Annotated in this window: 14 protein-coding genes; 12 read left to right on the top strand and 2 right to left on the bottom strand. The window is 60.4% G+C overall.

The genetic code is table 11. The annotated features are described in order from the left end of the window. Positions 1-66: 66 nt before the first annotated feature. A complete protein-coding gene (gene thiC, locus ACA073_RS02540; RefSeq protein ID WP_214380390.1) occupies positions 67-1,956 on the top strand; it encodes a phosphomethylpyrimidine synthase ThiC in 1,890 nt (629 codons plus the stop codon). A gap of 161 nt (positions 1,957-2,117) precedes the next feature. Beyond that, entirely contained in the window at positions 2,118-3,410 is a 1,293-nt protein-coding gene (gene cytX, locus ACA073_RS02545) for a putative hydroxymethylpyrimidine transporter CytX (RefSeq protein WP_497401407.1), read from the top strand. Here cytX and ACA073_RS02550 read toward each other — a convergent pair. Beyond that, on the bottom strand, positions 3,379-4,125 hold the full coding sequence (locus ACA073_RS02550) for an RsiV family protein (RefSeq protein ID WP_497401409.1): 747 nt from the start codon (positions 4,123-4,125) through the stop codon (positions 3,379-3,381). The two genes, cytX and ACA073_RS02550, sit on opposite strands and share 32 nt — an antisense overlap. A gap of 228 nt (positions 4,126-4,353) precedes the next feature. Between ACA073_RS02550 and ACA073_RS02555 the strand changes: the two genes are divergently transcribed. The 9 genes from ACA073_RS02555 (at position 4,354) to ACA073_RS02595 (ending at position 13,913) form a co-directional block, all read left to right on the top strand. After that, positions 4,354-4,971: an NUDIX domain-containing protein gene (locus tag ACA073_RS02555; protein WP_497401410.1), complete on the top strand. Its 618-nt coding sequence runs from the start codon at positions 4,354-4,356 to the stop codon at positions 4,969-4,971. Continuing rightward, positions 4,962-5,414, top strand: coding sequence for a DUF1249 domain-containing protein (locus tag ACA073_RS02560; protein WP_064675587.1), 453 nt, complete (start codon positions 4,962-4,964; stop codon positions 5,412-5,414). The genes ACA073_RS02555 and ACA073_RS02560 overlap by 10 nt, the downstream gene beginning before the upstream one ends. Before the next feature lie 259 nt (positions 5,415-5,673). Continuing rightward, positions 5,674-6,489: a 3',5'-cyclic-AMP phosphodiesterase gene (gene cpdA, locus ACA073_RS02565; protein WP_497401412.1), complete on the top strand. Its 816-nt coding sequence runs from the start codon at positions 5,674-5,676 to the stop codon at positions 6,487-6,489. Between the two features lie 180 nt (positions 6,490-6,669). Then, positions 6,670-7,278 carry a YqiA/YcfP family alpha/beta fold hydrolase gene (locus ACA073_RS02570; RefSeq protein ID WP_497401414.1) on the top strand — a complete coding sequence of 203 codons (609 nt, stop codon included), beginning with the start codon at positions 6,670-6,672 and terminating at the stop codon, positions 7,276-7,278. A gap of 54 nt (positions 7,279-7,332) precedes the next feature. After that, positions 7,333-9,237 (top strand): DNA topoisomerase IV subunit B, encoded by a 1,905-nt coding sequence (gene parE / locus ACA073_RS02575; protein WP_497401416.1) that lies wholly within the window; start codon positions 7,333-7,335, stop codon positions 9,235-9,237. Beyond that, on the top strand, positions 9,237-10,226 hold the full coding sequence (locus tag ACA073_RS02580; RefSeq protein ID WP_497401418.1) for an esterase-like activity of phytase family protein: 990 nt from the start codon (positions 9,237-9,239) through the stop codon (positions 10,224-10,226). Before parE ends, ACA073_RS02580 begins: the two co-directional genes overlap by 1 nt. Next, a complete protein-coding gene (locus ACA073_RS02585; protein WP_084320924.1) occupies positions 10,223-10,747 on the top strand; it encodes a retropepsin-like aspartic protease family protein in 525 nt (174 codons plus the stop codon). Before ACA073_RS02580 ends, ACA073_RS02585 begins: the two co-directional genes overlap by 4 nt. A 7-nt stretch (positions 10,748-10,754) precedes the next feature. Next, entirely contained in the window at positions 10,755-13,022 is a 2,268-nt protein-coding gene (gene parC, locus ACA073_RS02590) for a DNA topoisomerase IV subunit A (protein WP_497401420.1), read from the top strand. Between the two features lie 177 nt (positions 13,023-13,199). After that, on the top strand, positions 13,200-13,913 hold the full coding sequence (locus ACA073_RS02595) for a PqiC family protein (RefSeq protein WP_497401422.1): 714 nt from the start codon (positions 13,200-13,202) through the stop codon (positions 13,911-13,913). Between the two features lie 251 nt (positions 13,914-14,164). Here the strand turns inward: ACA073_RS02595 and ACA073_RS02600 are convergent, their stop codons facing one another. Beyond that, positions 14,165-15,691, bottom strand: a complete 1,527-nt coding sequence (locus ACA073_RS02600; RefSeq protein WP_497401424.1) for an AhpA/YtjB family protein — start codon at positions 15,689-15,691, stop codon at positions 14,165-14,167. A 135-nt stretch (positions 15,692-15,826) separates the two neighbouring features. Between ACA073_RS02600 and serB the strand changes: the two genes are divergently transcribed. Then, positions 15,827-17,041 (top strand): phosphoserine phosphatase SerB, encoded by a 1,215-nt coding sequence (gene serB, locus ACA073_RS02605; protein ID WP_497401426.1) that lies wholly within the window; start codon positions 15,827-15,829, stop codon positions 17,039-17,041. Positions 17,042-17,147 lie beyond the last annotated feature (106 nt).

The raw sequence follows: 17,147 nt of genomic DNA on the forward strand, positions 1-17,147 counted from the left end.
TCCATTCGTTTACAGGTTCGCTCCGACAAAAAATCCACTGCCTGGATTATGTCTGGAGAGCCCGTGATGACGATAAAACTAAAAAACACTACGAACCTGAGTGACTCGGCCCAAGTCGATCAACAGTCGGTTCAGCCGTTTACCCGCTCGCAAAAAATTTATGTTCAGGGCTCTCGTCCGGACATCCTCGTGCCGATGCGCGAAATCAGCCTCGATGTGACCCCGACCGACTTCGGCGGCGAGATCAACGCGCCCGTGGTGGTGTACGACACTTCCGGCCCCTATACCGATCCCAACGTCATCATCGACGTGCGCAAAGGTCTGGCCGACGTGCGTTCCCCCTGGATCGAGGCCCGTGGCGACACCGAGCGCCTGCCAGGCCTGAGTTCGAATTTCGGCCAGGAACGCCTCGCCGACGCCGAGCTGACCAAGCTGCGTTTTGCCCACGTCAACAACCCGCGCCGCGCCAAGGCCGGGGCCAACGTCAGCCAGATGCACTACGCCCGCAAAGGCATCATCACCGCCGAGATGGAATACGTCGCCATCCGCGAAAACATGAAGCTCGAAGTGGCCCGCGCCGCTGGCCTGCTGGACCAGCAACACGCCGGTCACAGCTTCGGCGCCAGCGTGCCGAAAATCATCACTCCCGAATTTGTCCGTGACGAGATCGCCCGCGGTCGCGCGATCATCCCGGCCAACATCAACCACACCGAACTGGAACCGATGATCATCGGCCGTAACTTCCTGGTGAAGATCAACGGCAATATCGGCAACAGCGCGTTGGGTTCGTCCATCGAAGAAGAAGTGGCGAAACTGACCTGGGGCATCCGCTGGGGTTCGGACACGGTCATGGACCTGTCGACCGGCAAGCACATTCACGAAACCCGCGAGTGGATCATCCGCAACTCGCCGGTGCCGATCGGTACCGTGCCGATTTATCAGGCGCTGGAAAAAGTCGGCGGCGCTGCCGAAGACCTGACTTGGGAGCTGTTCCGCGACACGCTGATCGAACAGGCTGAGCAGGGTGTGGACTATTTCACTATCCACGCCGGCGTATTGCTGCGCTACGTGCCGCTGACCGCCAAACGCGTGACCGGCATCGTGTCCCGTGGTGGTTCGATCATGGCCAAGTGGTGCCTGGCGCACCACAAAGAGAACTTCCTCTACACCCATTTCGAAGACATCTGCGAAATCATGAAGGCCTACGACGTCAGCTTCTCGCTGGGCGACGGCCTGCGTCCGGGCTCGATTGCCGACGCCAACGACGCCGCGCAATTCGGTGAGCTGGAAACCCTCGGCGAGCTGACCAAGATTGCCTGGAAGCACGACGTGCAGTGCATGATCGAAGGCCCGGGCCACGTGCCGATGCAGTTGATCAAAGAGAACATGGACAAGCAGCTCGAGTGCTGCGATGAGGCGCCGTTCTACACCCTCGGCCCGCTGACCACCGACATTGCGCCGGGCTACGACCACATCACCTCCGGTATCGGTGCGGCGATGATCGGCTGGTTCGGTTGCGCCATGCTTTGCTACGTGACGCCGAAGGAACACTTGGGCTTGCCGAACAAGGATGACGTGAAGACCGGGATCATCACTTACAAGATCGCCGCGCACGCCGCCGATCTGGCGAAGGGACATCCGGGCGCGCAGATCCGCGACAATGCCTTGAGCAAGGCGCGTTTCGAATTCCGTTGGGAAGACCAGTTCAACCTGGGCCTTGATCCGGACACCGCGCGTTCGTATCACGATGAGACGCTGCCGAAGGATTCGGCCAAGGTCGCGCATTTCTGTTCGATGTGCGGGCCGAAATTCTGCTCGATGAAAATCACCCAGGAAGTCCGTGAATACGCGGCCAACCAGCGGATCGAAACCGTCGATGCCGAAGTCGCCCAGGGTTTGGCGGAACAGGCTGAGCGGTTCAAGCAGGAAGGCAGTCAGCTGTACAAGAAGGTTTGATCTGACCTGTGATTGACGGCGTCTGTGCTGCCGTCTTCGCGAGCAAGCCCGCTCCCACATTTGGAATGCGTTCCTCCTGTGGGAGCGGGCTTGCTCGCGAAGGCGCCAGACCAGGCGCCGAAATATCTCAATGACACACTTATTCCTCTGAGATAACACCCTTGAGCATTCAACCCAGCACGTATTCCCCTGATATCGCGGTGCCAATCGACAAACGTGTCTTCGGCGGCCGCGATCTGTTTTCCCTGTGGTTTTCCCTCGGCATCGGCCTGATGGTACTGCAGACCGGCGCTCTGCTCGCGCCAGGTCTGGGCCTGTCCGGCTCGCTGCTGGCGATCTTCCTCGGCACGCTGGTCGGCGTTCTGTTGCTGGCCGCCGTCGGCGTGATCGGCAGCGACACCGGTCTGTCGTCGATGGCCGCGCTCAAACTCAGCCTCGGCAAACGGGGTGCGAGCCTTCCGGCGGTGCTGAACCTGCTGCAACTGATTGGTTGGGGCTCGTTCGAAATCATTGTGATGCGCGACGCTGCCAGCCTGCTTGGCGCCCGTGCGTTCAGCGAAGGCAGTCTGTTCTCCAGTCCGCTACTCTGGACGTTGTTCTTCGGTGCCTTGGCGACCTTGCTGGCCGTCAGCGGGCCGTTGACCTTCGTACGGCAGATCCTGCGCAAGTGGGGCATCTGGCTGTTGCTGGCCGCGTGCATCTGGCTGACCTGGAACCTGTTCGCCAAGGCCGATCTGGCGGCGTTGTGGGTGCAGGCGGGTGACGGTTCGATGCCATTCGCGGTGGGCTTCGACATTGCCATCGCGATGCCGCTGTCGTGGCTGCCGCTGATTGCCGATTACTCGCGTTTCGGCAAGCGTGCAAAGAATGTCTTCGGCGGTACGGCGATTGGCTTCTTTATCGGTAATTTCTGGCTGATGAGCCTGGGCGTGGCTTACACCCTGGCGTTCGCGCCGAGCGGTGAAGTGAATGCCTTGCTGCTGGCATTGGCGGGCGCGGGTCTGGGGATTCCGCTGCTGCTGATTTTGCTGGATGAGTCGGAAAACGCGTTTGCCGACATTCACTCGGCGGCCGTCTCCAGCGGGATTCTGTTGCGCTTGAAAGTCGAGCACCTGGCATTGGCCATCGGCGTGGTCTGCACCCTGATCGCCCTGTTGGCGCCATTGGCTCAGTACCAGAACTTCCTGTTGTTGATCGGTTCGGTGTTTGCGCCGCTGTTCGGCGTGGTGCTGGTGGATCACTTCATCTTGCGCAAGCGTTCTGCTCAAGTGGCGTCAGCCGCATTGCGTTGGCCGGCGTTGCTCGCCTGGTTGGGCGGGGTGAGCACCTATCACTTGTTGGCTAATCTGTATCCGGACATCGGCGCAACCCTGCCGTCGTTGATTCTGGCAGGGTTGCTGCAGCTGGTGCTCGGTCGGGCCTTCAGTTACGGCCGGGAAACAGCTCGGGCTTGAGAATGCCGTTCAGGCGTGGGTAAGGGATCTTCAGTTCGATGTGGCCCAGCGCGTAAGGCGCGATGGTGCTCACTTCGTACTTGAGGATCACCCCGCCGTAGGTCAGCGCCACGTTCTGGGTTTTCTGGAACGGCCAGCTCTTCACGAACTCCGGTTCCTGATCGAGCTTGGTGCTGATCAGCCAGCTGTTGTGCGCCACTTGCGCCGCTTTCCAGAACGCCTCTTCCTGCCCCGGCACCAGCATGTCGGACAAGGTCAGCACTTTATGCTGCTGGCGCGAATAGTTGATGAAACTGCGGCCCGGCGTGCCATGAGCACCGCCGGTGTCCAGGTAGCTGGAAAATTCGACGATCACCAAGCCGTCATGCTGCTCACGTACTTTCGCTTGCAGGTAACTGCTGTAGCGCGGGCCGGCCGTGCGCAAAAACTCATCGCGATACGCCGCCAGCGTCGGTGCCGCCGGGGCGTCCGGCGAGGTACGGGTCATTTGCAGGAGGCGCTTTTCGACGATGCCGTCAAGCTGAGGCTCGTCGGGAAAGCGCAGCGTATCGATATTCACCAACGGGCAATCGGGTGTGGTGCAACCCGGTTTCAGCTGTTCGGAGGCATCGCGGGTGGTTTCCAGCGGCGCCCGGTAGTTGGGCTGGAACAAGCTCTGGCAAGCGCCCAGGGTCAGGGCGATTGCGGCCACGGAGGCGATTTTAAAAAGCGACATGGGCGTCCTTCATAAAACAGGGAAAGGCGAAAAGTTATCCGCTTCGACTCTCAACGAAGCAGTCAGTTCGCCACTAAGCTAATTAGAGTTGGTTTAGCCCTCACCGTCCATCCCGCTGAAGGGAAAGGGGCTGCATCAAACGGCGCGGGCGCGTTAGGATGGCGCGAAGTCGAGGTTGCAAGTAACAAAAAGGAGCCTCGTAACGGATTTGCAGTAAAGAGGATTGTCATGACTGATTTTGCCAACGCCATTCCAACCGCCGTTGAGATCGTTCGGCGCGAAAAGTGCTACGAGGGCTTTTACAAGCTCGACCGTGTGCACTTGCGCCACGAGTTGTTCGCCGGTGGCATGAGCCGAGTAATCAATCGTGAAGTGTTTGTTCGCCACGATGCCGTCTGCGTACTGCCTTACGATCCACAGCGCGACGAAGTGGTGCTGATCGAGCAGTTTCGCGTCGGTGCCATGGGCAAGACCGACAACCCGTGGCTGATCGAACTGGTCGCCGGTCTGATCGACAAGGATGAAGTGCCGGAAGAGGTTGCTCACCGCGAAGCGCAGGAGGAAGCTGGGCTTGTATTCGGGGCGCTGTGGCCGATGACCAAATATTTTCCATCGCCGGGCGGCAGCAATGAATTCGTGCATTTGTACCTGGGGCGTTGCGAGACAACCGGGGTCGGCGGCCTGCATGGGCTGGAGGAAGAAGCAGAAGATATCCGCGTTACGGTCTGGGCGTTCGATGATGCCCTGCAAGCCGTACGCGACGGACGAATTGCCAACGCGGCCAGCATCATTGCCTTGCAATGGCTGGCATTGAACCGCGTGGAAGTGAGGGGGTTATGGTCGTAAACAAGCTGCGCGATCGTTACAGGGTCGACCTCGTGGGGCTGCAGGCCTCTTGCGAGGCCAACTACGCGCGCCTGATGCGACTGTTGCCGGACATGCGCAACGAACCGGCGGCGCGGCGCATTGCCGTGACCCACGGCGACCAGATGCTCGGCGTGCTGGCCCTCGAAGTGCTGCAGGTCTGTCCGTACACCACCACCCTGCAAGTGCGTCAGGAACACAGCCTGCCGTGGCTGCCGGTGCCGCAACTGGAAGTGCAGGTCTATCACGACGCCTGCATGGCCGAAGTCGTCAGCGCCGAACATGCGCGACGCTTTCGCGGCATCTATCCTTACCCGAACGCCGCGATGCATCAGCCGGACGAAAAGGCTCAGCTGAACATGTTTCTGGGGGAGTGGCTGAGCCATTGTCTGGCGTGTGGGCATGAGTACGCTGTTGTGCGTTGAGCGCCCTATCTCCCAAATATGCTCATTTTTGGCGGTGTTCATTGTCGCCATGCTGCGTTGCCGCTCCTCCCCATAGCTAGCTATGAGTCGTCGCGGCGCCTTGCCTGACGACAATGACCACTCGCCAAAAAAAGAGCATATTTGGGAGATAGGGCGCTGAGTGTGAACTGCGTCAGGTTCACAGGTTTCCTCTTTTGATCGTCCCCCAGCATAATTGCGGCACTCATCCAATCCCGTGATTCAGCCCTGGGAGAACGCCTTGCCGAGCGTATCCACATTGACCACCGCCGATTCGGCGTTGCTGGTGCAACTGTCCGACAGTCATCTGTTTGCCGAAGCGGACGGTACGTTGCTGGGCATGAATACGCGCGACAGCCTGCAAAAGGTCATCGAACTGGTCAGGCTGCAACAGCCGCAGATCGATCTGATCATTGCCAGTGGCGATCTTTCTCAGGACGGAACGCTGGAGTCGTACCAGCAGTTCCGCGAACTGACCCGCCAGCTCGATGCACCGGCGCGCTGGATTCCCGGCAATCACGATGAACCACAGATCATGGCCGAAGCCGCGGTGCAGAGCGCGCTGCTGGAGCCCGTGGTGGATATCGGTAACTGGCGTGTCACGTTGCTCGACTCGGCAGTGCCCGGTTCGGTGCCGGGATATTTACAGGATGAGCAGTTGCAATTGCTGGCGCGCTCGTTGAGTGAGGCGCCCGAGCGCCATCATCTGGTGTGCTTCCACCATCATCCTGTGTCGATCGGGTGTGCCTGGATGGAGCCCATCGGTTTGCGCAATCCTGAGGCGTTGTTTGCCGTGCTGGATCGGTTTCCGCAAGTACGCGCCGTGCTTTGGGGGCATGTGCATCAGGAAATCGATCAATTGCGTAACAACGTGCGCCTGATTGCCTCGCCGTCGACCTGCATTCAGTTCGAGCCGGGCAGTGAGGATTTCAAGGTCAGTGAGCAGACACCGGGGTATCGGTGGTTGCGGCTTTTGCCGGATGGCCGGATTGAAACGGGTGTGGAGCGCGTCACCGGGTTCGATTTTCAGGTCGATTACGGCTCCAACGGCTACTGAGGGACCGAATCGCGCCTTTCGCGAGCAAGCCCGCTCCCACACTGGATTTGTGAACGACGCAGATCCAATGTGGGAGCGGGCTTGCTCGCGAAGGCGTCGGCACAGTCGCCCCGAATTCTGCGGATTCACTCAACACCCTGTAAACTCCGCCTTCTTCTACCCGACGCACAGGGAGTTCAAATGTCCGGTTCGATCCTTTATATCCACGGTTTCAACAGCGCGCCGTCGTCGAAAAAGGCCACTCAGTTGATCGAAGTGATGGACCGTCTGGGTTTGAGCGATCAATTGCTTGTTCCGGCCCTGCATCACCATCCGCGCGAGGCCATCGGTCAGCTCGAACAGGCGATTGCCGGGCTGGGGCGACCACTGCTGGTCGGCAGCTCACTCGGCGGCTACTATGCGACTCACCTGGCCGAGCGCCATGGCCTCAAGGCCCTGTTGATCAACCCTGCCGTCAGTCCGCACCGGATGTTCGACGGGTACCTGGGGACGCAGAAAAACCTGTATACCGATGAAACCTGGGAATTGACCCACGACCACGTGGCGGCCCTCGCCGAGCTGGAAGTGCCGGCGCCCCGGGACCCGCAGCGGTATCAGGTGTGGTTGCAGACCGGCGACGAAACGCTGGATTATCGCCTCGCCCAGCAGTATTACCGGGCCTGTGCCTTGCGCATCCAGGCCGGTGGCGACCATAGTTTCCAGGGTTTTGCCGAGCAATTGCCGGCAATGCTGAGTTTTGCCGGCATCGGCGCAGATTTGTATCAGGCGATTGATTTCACAGCGTTGTGAACCCTCGCCTCTATTTCACAGAACACTCTTTTTACAGGCGGACGACGAGACCCCATGGCCACTCCCAGCGCTAGCTCTTATAACGCAGACGCCATCGAAGTCCTCTCGGGCCTCGACCCGGTGCGCAAACGCCCCGGCATGTACACCGACACCAGTCGGCCGAACCACCTCGCCCAGGAAGTCATCGACAACAGCGTCGACGAAGCCTTGGCGGGGCACGCGACGTCGGTGCAGGTCATCCTGCACGCCGACCACTCCCTGGAAGTCAGCGATGACGGCCGTGGCATGCCGGTGGACATTCACCCGGAAGAAGGCGTTTCGGGCGTCGAGCTGATCCTCACCAAACTCCACGCGGGCGGCAAGTTTTCCAACAAGAACTACCAGTTCTCCGGCGGTCTGCACGGGGTGGGTATTTCCGTGGTCAACGCCTTGTCGACCGAAGTCCGGGTGCGCGTGAAGCGTGACGGCAACGAATACCAGATGACCTTCGCCGACGGTTACAAGAAAACCGAGCTGGAAGTGGTCGGCAACGTCGGCAAGCGCAACACCGGCACCAGCGTGTTCTTCGCGCCGGACCCGAAGTACTTCGATTCACCGAAATTCTCCATCAGCCGCCTCAAGCACGTACTCAAGGCCAAGGCCGTTCTGTGCCCGGGGCTGCTGGTCAGTTTTGAAGACAAGGCCACCGGCGAGAAAGTCGAATGGCATTACGAAGACGGCCTGCGCTCCTACCTGGTCGACGCGGTCAGCGTATTCGAACGCCTGCCGGACGAGCCGTTCTGCGGCAGCCTGGCCGGTAACAAGGAAGCGGTCGACTGGGCGCTGCTGTGGTTGCCGGAAGGTGGCGACAGCGTGCAGGAAAGCTACGTCAACCTGATCCCTACGGCCCAGGGCGGTACGCACGTCAACGGTTTGCGTCAGGGCTTGCTCGATGCCATGCGCGAATTCTGCGAATTCCGCAGCCTGTTGCCGCGCGGCGTGAAGCTGGCGCCGGAAGACGTCTGGGAACGCATCGCCTTCGTCTTGTCGATGAAAATGCAGGAACCGCAATTCTCCGGCCAGACCAAAGAACGTCTGTCGTCTCGCGAAGCGGCGGCGTTCGTGTCCGGCGTGGTCAAGGACGCGTTCAGCCTGTGGCTCAACGCTCACCCGGAAACCGGCATGCTCCTGGCGGAACTGGCGATCAACAACGCCGGCCGTCGTCTGAAGGCCAGCAAGAAGGTCGAGCGTAAACGCATCACGGCGGGCCCGGCACTGCCGGGCAAACTCGCCGACTGCGCCGGGCAGGACCCGATGCGTTCCGAGCTGTTCCTGGTGGAAGGTGATTCCGCGGGCGGTTCCGCCAAACAAGCGCGGGACAAAGAGTTTCAAGCGATCCTGCCGTTGCGCGGCAAGATTCTGAACACCTGGGAAGTCGACGGCAGCGAAGTGCTGGCCAGCCAGGAAGTGCACAACATTGCCGTGGCGATCGGTGTCGATCCGGGCGCGGCGGACATGAGCCAGCTGCGTTACGGCAAGATCTGCATCCTCGCCGACGCCGACTCCGACGGTCTGCACATCGCCACCCTGTTGTGCGCGCTGTTCGTCCAGCATTTTCGCCCGTTGGTGGATGCCGGTCACGTCTACGTCGCCATGCCACCGCTGTACCGTATCGACCTCGGTAAAGAGATTTACTACGCCCTCGACGAAGCCGAGCGCGATGGCATCCTCGATCGTCTGGTGGCCGAGAAGAAACGCGGTAAACCGCAAGTCACCCGATTTAAAGGTCTGGGTGAAATGAACCCGCCGCAACTGCGCGAAACCACCATGGACCCGAACACCCGGCGTCTGGTGCAGCTGACCCTGGACGATTTCGAAGCGACTTCGGAAATGATGGACATGTTGCTGGCGAAGAAGCGCGCCGGTGATCGTAAATCCTGGCTCGAATCCAAAGGCAACCTGGCCGAGGTTCTTGGCTGATGCGGGTTGGCTTTGCCCTGGCGAGTGCGTTACTTCTGACCTCTGTTGCGGCATTTGCCGAACCGGCACCGGAGCTGCGCCTGTTGTCCGAGCATCCCGTCGAAGGCATGCGCGGCGGCAACCTGTCGGGGCTGGCCCAGTGTGGCAAGAATCTGTGGACGATTTCCGATCGCGACGACGATCAGATCTACCGCCTCGAAACCAGCGACACGGTCTGGCAGGCTGAAACCGTGCGCATCGGTGTGCCGCCAGTGCCGGACAGCGATTTGCCCTGGGGCCTGCGTTCGCGGACCTGGGCGTCGTCATTTGTACGTGGCGGGAATCTGGATTTCGAAGGCATCACCTGCGACAGCGCCGGTAATCGCTACATTGTCAGCGAATCCCACGCAGCGGTGCTGCAAGTGCCGCTCGTTGGCCCGGCGTCCTGGCTGAAGATTTCGCCAATGCTGGTTCGCGAGGCGCGGGCCAGCGGCATGCTGCTGCATTTCAATGCGTTATTCGAAGGCCTGGCGATCAATCCGGCCGGCGATCAGTTGTGGCTGGCCGCCGAGCGCGAGCGTCGTGGTCTGCTGTTGATCAAGCGCCAGCAAATCGTCTGGGACTGCGATGGCGGCTGCGTGCTGCTCAGCGAAGCCGGGATGGAAATGCAGCCGGCGAAATTTCCCAAGGCCAGAGCGGTGTCGCGGGATTTTGCCGATCTGTCCTTGTTCAATGGCAAGCTGTTCACCCTTGAGCGCAATGCGTTCGAGATTTGCCGCCGTGACGCGGTGACGGCCAAGGTCGAGCGTTGCTGGTCGTTTGCCGACGAGGCGTTGCAGGAAAACCGTCGTTATCCGCAGGGCTATGGCCTGGCGGAAGCGCTGATCGTCGACGCCGAGGGCGCCTGGGTCGGCATCGACAACAACGACGGTGCCCGTGCTGATGGCGAGTACCGCCCGATCGTCTGGCGCTTCGCCGCGCCGGAAGGTGGCTGGAGCGCCAAACCATGACCCCGCAAACGCCGGGAAAACGCGCCGGTCGGGTGTTTATGGTGCTGGCCTGGTGCGCGGCGCTGTTTCTGGCGACGCGGTTTTTCGGCCAATGGGAGGAGCGTCAGCAGAATCCCAACGTCGTCGTCAGCTCGGAACAGGGCGAAGGTTTTATCGAAGTGAAACTGGCCAGCAACACCCAGGGGCACTTCGTCGCCAGCGGCCAGATCAACGGCCAGCCGGTGGATTTCATGCTGGATACCGGGGCAACCGACGTCGCGATCCCGGCAGAAATGGCCGAACGGCTGAAACTGGAACAAGGCTTCGGGGTGACCCTGAGCACCGCCAACGGTCGTACCGAGGGTTATCGAACCCGTGTCGACCGGCTGCAACTGGGCGACATAGTGCTGCGTGATGTGCGCGCCATCGTCGTCCCAGGCCTGGATGGCAAGCAAGTGCTGCTCGGTATGAGCGCGCTGAACAAACTTGAATTTACCCAGCGCGGTGGCACCATGCTGCTGCGCCAGACAACGAACCGATGAGGCCCGCATGAGCGACTCCCTTGATCTCAGCCTGGACGGTGTAGAACGCCGGTCACTGGCTGACTTCACCGAAAATGCCTACCTCAACTACTCCATGTACGTGATCATGGACCGTGCCTTGCCGCATATCGGCGACGGCCTGAAACCGGTACAGCGCCGCATCATCTATGCGATGAGCGAGTTGGGGCTGGACGCCGATTCCAAGCACAAGAAATCGGCGCGTACCGTCGGTGACGTGCTCGGCAAGTTCCACCCGCACGGCGATTCGGCCTGCTACGAAGCCATGGTCCTGATGGCCCAGCCGTTCAGCTACCGCTACACGCTGGTCGACGGCCAGGGAAACTGGGGTGCGCCGGATGATCCCAAGTCCTTCGCCGCCATGCGATACACCGAAGCGCGGCTGTCGCGTTATTCCGAAGTGCTGCTCAGCGAACTGGGCCAGGGCACTGCGGACTGGGGCCCGAACTTCGACGGCACCCTCGACGAACCGCTGGTGTTGCCGGCACGTTTGCCGAACATCCTGCTCAACGGCACCACCGGGATCGCCGTGGGCATGGCCACCGACGTACCGCCGCACAACCTGCGGGAAGTCGCGACAGCGTGTGTGCGTTTGCTCGATGAGCCGAAAGCCACGGTCGAACAGCTCTGTGAACACATTCAGGGCCCGGATTACCCGACCGAAGCGGAAATCATCACCCCGCGCGCCGACCTGCTGAAAATCTACGAAACCGGTCGCGGTTCGGTGCGCATGCGCGCCGTGTACCACATCGAAGACGGCGACATCATCGTCACCGCGCTGCCGCATCAGGTGTCTGGTGCCAAGGTGCTGGAGCAGATCGCGGCCATGATGCAGGCCAAACCGTCCAAGGCGCCGCAGATCGCTGACCTGCGCGACGAATCCGACCACGAAAACCCGTGCCGGATCGTGATCATTCCGGGCGCACGGAAAAACTTTGACCACGACGCACTGATGCAGCACCTGTTCGCCAGCACCGAGCTGGAGTCGAGCTACCGGGTCAACATCAACATCATCGGCCTGGACGGCAAGCCGCAGCTGAAAAACCTGCGGGCATTGCTCGTGGAATGGCTGGAGTTCCGGGTGCAGACCGTGCGTCGTCGCCTGCAGTTCCGCCTCGATAAGGTCGAGCGTCGCCTGCACCTGTTGGACGGTTTGTTGATCGCTTACCTCAACCTGGATGAAGTGATTCACATCATCCGCACCGAGGAACATCCGAAAGCCGCACTGATCGCGCGTTTCGCCCTCAGCGAAATCCAGGCCGACTACATTCTCGACACCCGTTTGCGTCAGTTGGCGCGACTGGAAGAAATGAAGCTGCGTGCCGAGCAGGATGAGCTGCTCAAGGAACAAGCCAAGCTGCAAGCCCTGCTGGGCAGCGAAGCCAAGCTGAAAAAACTGGTGCGCACCGAGCTGATCAAGGACGCCGAAACCTACGGCGACGACCGTCGGTCGCCAATCGTCGAGCGCGCGGAAGCCAAGGCCCTGACCGAACACGATCTGCTGCCGAACGAGAAAGTCAGCGTTGTGCTGTCGGAAAAAGGCTGGGTTCGCTCCGCCAAGGGTCATGAAATCGACGCAACCGGGCTTTCCTACAAGGCCGGGGACGGTTTCAAAGCCCTGGCGGCCGGGCGTTCCAACCAGTTTGCGGTGTTTATCGACTCCACCGGTCGCAGCTATTCGGTGGCCTCGCACACATTGCCATCGGCTCGAGGCCAGGGCGAACCGTTGACCGGTCGTCTGACGCCGCCGCCAGGGGCGACCTTTGAATGCGTCCTGATGCCGGAAGACGATTCGCTGTACGTGATCGCTTCCGACGCCGGTTATGGCTTCGTGGTCAAGGGCGAAGACTTCCAGGCCAAGAACAAGGCCGGTAAAGCGCTGCTGAGCCTGCCGAACAACTCGAAGGTCATTCTGCCGCGCCCGGTGGCTGATCGTGAAAACAACTGGCTGGCCTCGGTGACCACCGAAGGTCGCCTGCTGATCTTCAAAATCAGCGATCTGCCACAATTAGGTAAGGGCAAAGGCAACAAGATCATCGGGATTTCCGGTGAGCGTGTGGCCAGTCGCGAAGAATTTGTCACGGACATCGCTGTGCTGCCGGAAGGCGCCACGCTGGTGCTGCAGGCCGGAAAACGTACTTTGTCACTGAAAGCGGACGACCTCGAACACTACAAAGGTGAGCGTGGGCGTCGTGGTAACAAACTTCCACGAGGCTTCCAGAGGGTAGATGCGCTGCTCGTCGAAAACCTCAATTAAGCGTCCTAGAGCGCTCGATCTGCGATTTAACGCGCAGATCGACGCTTTGCCGCTGGAGTCGGAACGCATATTCACGGATGATATGGCCTTTCCAAGCGCCGGCGTGGCCGAGCGTTCTTCATATTTATTGAGTATTTTCACTGTGGTGTGTCTTGTGGCAACCACCTGGATGGGACGATGACAGCTCTGCGCCTTCCTTTTATTTTGATGCTCGCCGGCGTTCTTGGCCTGGCGGGTTGCAGCACTCACCAACCGGTGTCGCTGTATCAGCTGGACAGCGGGAGTCCGGCTCAGCCTGCGCAAAGCGCGGGCATGGCGGTATTGCTCGGCCCGGTAACGGTTGCCGACTACCTGCAACGTGAAACATTGCTGCAGCGTCAGCCGGATGGAAGCCTGCAAGCTTCGGTGGATGGTCGTTGGGCGGGTAGCCTGTCATCCGACATCGATCAGCTGTTGCTGCGTCAGGTCGCGGGTCATCTGGACAGCCAGCGTGTGGTGCTGGCGCCGGCAACGGTCGGCTTCACGCCGGACGTTCAGGTGCTGTTGACCATCACGCGCCTGGATTCGGGTGAATCGCAACCGGCGATCCTTGATGCGCAATGGCGTTTGATCGACCGTCGTGGCCAGGTTCGCGATAACCGCATCATTCATCTGCAGGAACAACATGCCGGCGGTACAGCCGCGCAGGTTCAGGCTCAGGGTGTGTTGTTGCAGAAACTCGCCGAACAGCTGTCGACCGCGCTCAAGCCACTCGCCAACCAGCCACCGATTGCAGAAGCGCCCAAAAAACCGGCTGCCAAGCCTGTGGCACCGGCGGCAGAGCAAGAGAAACAGCCGAAGATCCCGATGGCTTCGCCGATCCGCACCGATATGGAAGTGTTCAGGTTCTAAAGCCTGGATTGATCCAAAGCAAAGCCCGCAGAGATGTGGGCTTTGTTGTTTCTGCGGGCTGGAGAGCTCCAGTGCCTATACCGACGCCTTCGCGGGCAAGCCCGCTCCCACAGTAACCTCGGTCGTACACAAATTCTGTATTGACAGAGATCACTGTGGGAGCGGGCTTGCTCGCGAAGAGGCCGGAACAGACAACAAAAAACCCGCAGACAATCACTTGTCTGCGGGTTTTTTTACTGCTGAGCTAAGGCTTACGCCCGACGCTCATGCATCCGCGCCAACTGCCGCTCCAGCATCGACGGATAAGGCTCCATCAACCGCTCCACACAGCAAGCACCCTCAGGGCTGGCAATCGGACGGATCCGCGCACGCTGGCGAATCAGCGCGTTGTCGCTGATCTTGCGCTCCACCAGCAGCAGATTGCGGCTGTGTTGCGACAGTGCCAGGGCGTCCTGGGCGGTTTCGGTCAGCAGCAGGTCGATCTGGCTCAAGCCGAACAACTCGTCGCCCAAAGTCAGGCCCAGTTGCAATTGCAGGGTGATGCCGCTGTCCGCGACTTCGATCTGCAACTGATGGCCCAGCGCCCGCAGCAGTTCGCCGCAGCAGATGGCGTTGGTCAGGTAGTCATCGCCGCTGTCTTCGGTGTGGAACACCATCAGCGTGCTGCCATCGTTCAGGCTATGCAGTTCGCCCTCATAGAGCGACGCGGCCTGGTCGAGGCAGTCGCGATAGCGTTTCAGCAATTCTTCCAGGCGTGCCCGCGGCAGGCGACGCAGCTGATCCTGAGCGCCCAGCTGCACGGCCAGCACAGCACTATGTTGCGGCACGTTCGATACCTGCGGTTTTACCAGCGGCTTCGGTGCGCTCGCTACCGATTCGTCACGCAAATCGGCAAACGCTTCATCGTCGTCATCATCTTCTACGGTGCTGACGATGTGCCGCGGCGCAGGCTTGAGGCCCGCAACAGGCTTGGTTTCATCGAAACTAGGGTCCCGCAGGTTGCGCACTTCGAAGGACGGCTCGTTGTCGTCGGCGTCTTCGTCATCGCTTTCGTCGTACTCGGGTTCCGGCTCAGGCTCGGCCGGTTCCGGCGCGAAGTTGGCGTGCAGTTGGCGAGCCAGGTCGCCGATCTCGTCCTGACGCCCGGTAGCCGGGGTGTATTCATCGATATTGCGCAGCCACACACGCAATTGCAGCAGCGGCGTGGAGATGTGCCGACCCAGGCGCAGGCTCAAGGCCAGGGACAGGGCCAACAGAATCGCACTCAAAATGCCCATGCTTTGCAGGCTGATGGTCATTGGCTGCTGGAATTGATCCATGTCCAGGCTGATGCGCAGTTGCCCGGCGGTCACGTCCTGGAAAGTGATCTTGCTCTGATACATGCCCTCGGCTTCACCCAGCAGGCTGTGCTTGGGGCGCTGGCCGGCTTCGGCGAGGATGCGGTTATCCACGCTGTAGATGGCGGCGTGGGCCACCAGCTTGTTTTTGGTCAGGTTGTTGAGCAGCACGTTGAGGCTGAGGATGTCGTTGGACACCAGCAGCTCCGTGGCGGACGTGGCGGTCTGCGTGGTCAGGCTTTCGCCCAGGGCATCCGCCTGCTCGTGCATGGCCTGCTTGAACTGCAAACCCATCACACAGGCGTAGATCACCAGGGCCAGAGCGACCAGGATCACGTTATGGCTGGCGATGCGCAATGCAATCGGTACACGGCGGTGGCGCAGTGCACGGAAGATCAGCAGAAAGAAGTTATCGGTTTTTACTGGCGTGGGCCGGTTCACTTGAGCTCGGCTCTTTAGTCCGTGAAGTTGACGCGCAGTATAGCGACAGGCCCCAGACCGTCAAAGCGCTCGCGGTGCCCGATGGTCACTGAAAATGGGTAGAATGCGGTTTTTTTCCACCTGCGGGGGTGCGCCTTGCGCGAAATCGTCCTGATAAACATCACGGGAGTCGACCGTCCGGGTCTGACTGCGGCCATTACCGGCGTTCTGGCCCAGGGTGGTGTGAACATTCTCGACATCGGTCAGGCGGTGATCCACGACACCCTGTCGTTTGGCATCCTGGTTGAAATTCCTGACACCGAGCAAGGCAAGTCGGTGCTCAAGGACATTCTGTTCACGGCTTACAAACTCGATCAGCAGGTGCGTTTCACGCCGGTGTCCGAAGAGGATTACCAGCTGTGGGTCGGCAATCAGGGGAAAAAACGCCACATCGTGACGCTATTGACCCGCAAAGTGACCGCCGGGCAATTGCAGGCCGTGAGCTCGATCACCGCCAAATATGGCTTGAACATCGACCACATCGATCGTCTGTCCGGACGCATGCCGCTGGACACGCCGGCTGACAAGGGCAAAGGCTGTATCGAGTTTTCGGTGCGCGGCGAAGCGGCGGATCCGCAAGCGCTGCGGGCTGAATTTCTCAGCGTTGCCCAGGAATTGAACGTCGACATCGCCTTTCAGGAAGATTCGCTATTCCGCCGCAACCGTCGCTTGGCCGTGTTCGACATGGACTCGACGCTGATCGAAGCCGAAGTCATCGACGAGTTGGCCAAGGCGGCCGGTGTGGGCGATCAGGTTTCCGAGATTACCGAACGGGCGATGGCCGGTGAGCTCGACTTCCGCGCCAGCTTCAAAGAACGCCTGGCCTTGCTCAAAGGGCTGGACGTCGGCGTGCTGGATTCGATCGGCGCCTCCTTGCGCCTGACCGAAGGCGCCGAAACCCTGTTCGCCGAACTCAAGCGTCTGGGCTACAAGACCGCGATTTTGTCGGGTGGCTTCACTTACTTCGCCAAGCAATTGCAGGCGAAATTAGGCATCGACTACGTGTTCGCCAACGAGCTGGAAGTGGTCGATGGCAAGGTCACCGGTGTGGCGGTCGAGCCGATCGTCGATGCGCAGCGCAAGGCGGATCTGCTGAAAGAGCTGGCGCACAAGGAAGGTTTGCGTCTGGAGCAGACCATTGCGGTCGGCGACGGTGCCAACGATTTGCCGATGCTGGCGATTGCCGGGCTGGGCGTGGCGTTTCGTGCCAAGCCGTTGGTCAAGCAGTCGGCGAAGCAGGCGATTTCTACCCTTGGGCTGGATGGCGTGCTTTATCTGCTGGGCTTTCGGGATCGTGACGGGCAGCTCTGAAATCTAGTTTGTTTGAGCCGGCCTCTTCGCGAGCAAGCCCGCTCCCACATTGGATCTGTGTTCGACGCAGATCCAGTGTGGGAGCGGGCTTGCTCGCGAAGGGCGC

It is taken from the genome of Pseudomonas sp. LBUM1670 (assembly GCF_059695695.1).

Bases quoted from the DNA above. Each gene is read 5' to 3' on its own strand.
- ACA073_RS02560 (WP_064675587.1), top strand. From the start codon at position 4,962: ATGGTCGTAAACAAGCTGCGCGATCGTTACAGGGTCGACCTCGTGGGG.
- ACA073_RS02570 (WP_497401414.1), top strand. From the start codon at position 6,670: ATGTCCGGTTCGATCCTTTATATCCACGGTTTCAACAGCGCGCCGTCG.
- ACA073_RS02585 (WP_084320924.1), top strand. From the start codon at position 10,223: ATGACCCCGCAAACGCCGGGAAAACGCGCCGGTCGGGTGTTTATGGTG.
- ACA073_RS02550 (WP_497401409.1), bottom strand. From the start codon at position 4,125: ATGTCGCTTTTTAAAATCGCCTCCGTGGCCGCAATCGCCCTGACCCTG.
- thiC (WP_214380390.1), top strand. From the start codon at position 67: ATGACGATAAAACTAAAAAACACTACGAACCTGAGTGACTCGGCCCAA.
- ACA073_RS02595 (WP_497401422.1), top strand. From the start codon at position 13,200: ATGACAGCTCTGCGCCTTCCTTTTATTTTGATGCTCGCCGGCGTTCTT.
- ACA073_RS02580 (WP_497401418.1), top strand. From the start codon at position 9,237: ATGCGGGTTGGCTTTGCCCTGGCGAGTGCGTTACTTCTGACCTCTGTT.
- parE (WP_497401416.1), top strand. From the start codon at position 7,333: ATGGCCACTCCCAGCGCTAGCTCTTATAACGCAGACGCCATCGAAGTC.
- parC (WP_497401420.1), top strand. From the start codon at position 10,755: ATGAGCGACTCCCTTGATCTCAGCCTGGACGGTGTAGAACGCCGGTCA.
- ACA073_RS02555 (WP_497401410.1), top strand. From the start codon at position 4,354: ATGACTGATTTTGCCAACGCCATTCCAACCGCCGTTGAGATCGTTCGG.